Source organism: Actinoplanes sp. NPDC048791, from assembly GCF_040650095.1.
GTDB lineage: Bacteria > Actinomycetota > Actinomycetes > Mycobacteriales > Micromonosporaceae > Actinoplanes.
Genome location: NZ_JBEZGQ010001053.1, coordinates 1 through 2,798, shown reverse-complemented (window position 1 = coordinate 2,798; position 2,798 = coordinate 1). Strand labels below are relative to the sequence as shown.

The following is a 2,798-nucleotide window of genomic DNA, read 5'->3' as shown; positions in this document are numbered from 1 at the left end:
CGCGAGCGAGGAACGCTGGATCGGCGTCGAGGACGCCGGCCGCTACCGCGACGCGCTCGCGATGCGGACCTGGATTGCGCGCCGGCTCGCTTGCAGGGTCGTCAGCCAGTCGAGCTCGACACCGCGGGCAGTGAGATCCGTGGCGGACAGGTCGCCGAGCAGGCGCAGCAGCTCGGCCGCGTCCTCGGCGTCGCGCGGGCTGCGGGCGGCGGTGAGCCACTGCAGCTGGGCCTCGCTCTCGGTCACCACGGTGGGGTCGAGGAGCTCCCGCAGGTCGACGCGGCCGAGCAGCTCACCCAGCAGGGTCGAGTCCAGAGCCAGGGCGGCGGCGCGCCGCTCGGCCAGCGGTGCGTCGCCCTCGTAGAGGAACGCGCCCACGTACCCGAAGAGCAGGGAGCGGGCGAACGGCGACGGCCGCGGGGTCTCGGCCTCGACCAGCCGGACCTTGCGTCCCGCGATCTCGCGCATCAGCCCGACCAGCCCGGGCACGTCGAAGACGTCCTGCAGGCACTCGCGGGCCGCTTCCAGGGTGACCGGGAAGTCGGCGAACTCGCGGGCCACGTCGAGCAGCTGGGCCGAGCGCTGGCGCTGCTGCCAGAGCGGCTGGCGGCGGCGCGGGTCACGGCGGGGCAGCAGCAGCGACCGGGCGGCGCACTCGCGGAACCGGGAGGCGAACAGCGCGGACGTGCCGACCGACTCCTCGACGAGCTGGGAGATCTCCTCCGGGTCGAAGGCGACCAGGTCGGCGCCGGGCGGCTCCTCGGCGGTGTCCGGCAGGCGGATGACGATGCCGTCGTCGGAGGGCATGACCTGGCCGTCGACGCCGTAGCGCTCGGAGAGCCGGCGGGCGATGGCCAGTGCCCAGGGGGCGTTGACCCGGGCGCCGAGGACACAGTGCACGGTCATGCGCCAGTCGCCCAGCTCGTCGCGGAAACGCTCGACCACGATCGTCCGGTCGTCGGGCAGATTGCGGGTGGACTCGCGCTGCTCGCGCAGGTAGGCCATCAGGTTGTCGGCAGCCCACTCGTCGAGCCCGGAATCGCGTAGCGAGGCGGTCGCCTTGGTGTCCTCCGCGCGGGTCAGGGTGCGCAGCCGGGCGCCGATGGCCCGGCCCAGCTCGATCGGGCGGCCGAGCGCGTCGCCCTTCCAGAACGGCATCCGGGCCGGCGCGCCCGGCGCGGGGGAGACCAGCACCCGGTCGGGCGTGATGTCCTCGATGCGCCAGGAGGTCGAGCCGAGCAGGAAGACGTCGCCCACCCGGGACTCGTAGACCATCTCCTCGTCGAGCTCGCCCACCCGGGACGCCTTCTCCGAGCCGGCCAGGAAGACGCCGAACATGCCCCGGTCGGGGATCGTGCCGCCGCTGGTGACGGCGAGCCGCTGGGCACCGGGCCGTCCGGTGAGCTCGTCGGTGGTGCGGTCCCAGACCAGGCGGGGCCGCAGCTCGGCGAACGCGGTGGACGGATAGCGCCCGGAGAGCATGTCGAGCACGGCGTGCAGGGCGGAGTCGGGCAGCTCCGCGTACGGCGCGGCCCGGCGCACCAGCGCGGCCAGCTCGTCCACCTGCCACGCGTCCAGGGCGACCATGGCCACGATCTGCTGGGCCAGCACGTCCAGCGGGTTACGGGGATAGCGCAGCTCCTCGATCGCGCCCTCACCCATCCGCTCGGCGACAACCGCGCAGCTGAGCAGATCACCGCGGTGCTTGGGGAAGACGACCCCGCGCGAGACGGCCCCGACCTGGTGCCCGGCCCGGCCGATGCGCTGGAGCCCGGCGGCGACCGACGGCGGCGCCTCGATCTGCACCACCAGGTCGACCGCGCCCATGTCGATGCCCAGCTCCAGGCTGGAGGTGGCGACCACGGCCGGCAGCTGGCCGGACTTGAGCGCCTCCTCGATCTGCTTGCGCTCCTCGCGGGAGACACTGCCGTGGTGGGCGCGGGCGACGACCGGCGCCGCTCCCGTCGCTATCGGGGACTGGGCCATCAGCGCGGCGGGCGCGCGGTCCGCCTGCTCGACCACGGCCTCGGCGGCCAGCTCGTTGATCCGGGCGCACAGGCGCTCGGCGCCGCGCCGCGAATTGGTGAACACGATCGTGGAGCGGTGCTGCTGGATCAGCTCCAGCACGCGTTCCTCGACGGCGGGCCAGATGGACGGCGTGCGCCGGGACGCGCCGGGGTCGTCCGCGTCGACCTCGGGCACCTCGTCGAGGCGGGTCATGTCCTCCACCGGGACCTGCACCGAGACCTCGATGGTCTTGCTGCTGCGCGGCTGGACGATCTCGACGGCGCCGGCCCCGCCCAGGAACCGCGCTGTCTCGTCGATCGGGCGCACGGTCGCGGACAGCCCGACCCGTTGCGCCGGGCGGCCCAGCATCGCGTCGAGGCGTTCGAGCGAGAGGGCGAGGTGGGCGCCGCGCTTGGTGGCCGCGACCGCGTGCACCTCGTCGATGATCACCGTCTCGACGCCCTTGAGCGACTCCCGGGCGGCCGAGGTGAGCAGCAGGAACAGCGACTCCGGCGTGGTGATCAGGATGTCCGGCGGCGTACGCGCGAAGGCCCGCCGCTCGTCAGCCGGAGTGTCCCCGGTGCGCATGCCGACGGTGATGTCCGGTGGTGGCAGCCCGAGCCGCCCGGACGCCTGCCGGATGCCGGTCAGCGGCGCCCGCAGGTTGCGCTCGACGTCGACGGCCAGCGCCTTGAGCGGGCTGACGTAGAGCACCCGGCAGCGGTGCTTGGGCTCGGCCGGGACGGGCTCGTGGGCCAGCCGGTCGAGCGACCAGAGGAAGGCGGCCAGCG

At 74.1% G+C, this 2,798-nt stretch carries 1 pseudogene; it reads right to left on the bottom strand.

From position 1 onward, the window contains the following. Positions 1–57: 57 nt before the first annotated feature. Positions 58–2,798, bottom strand: a pseudogene (locus AB0C29_RS41980) (DEAD/DEAH box helicase); the annotation flags it as partial.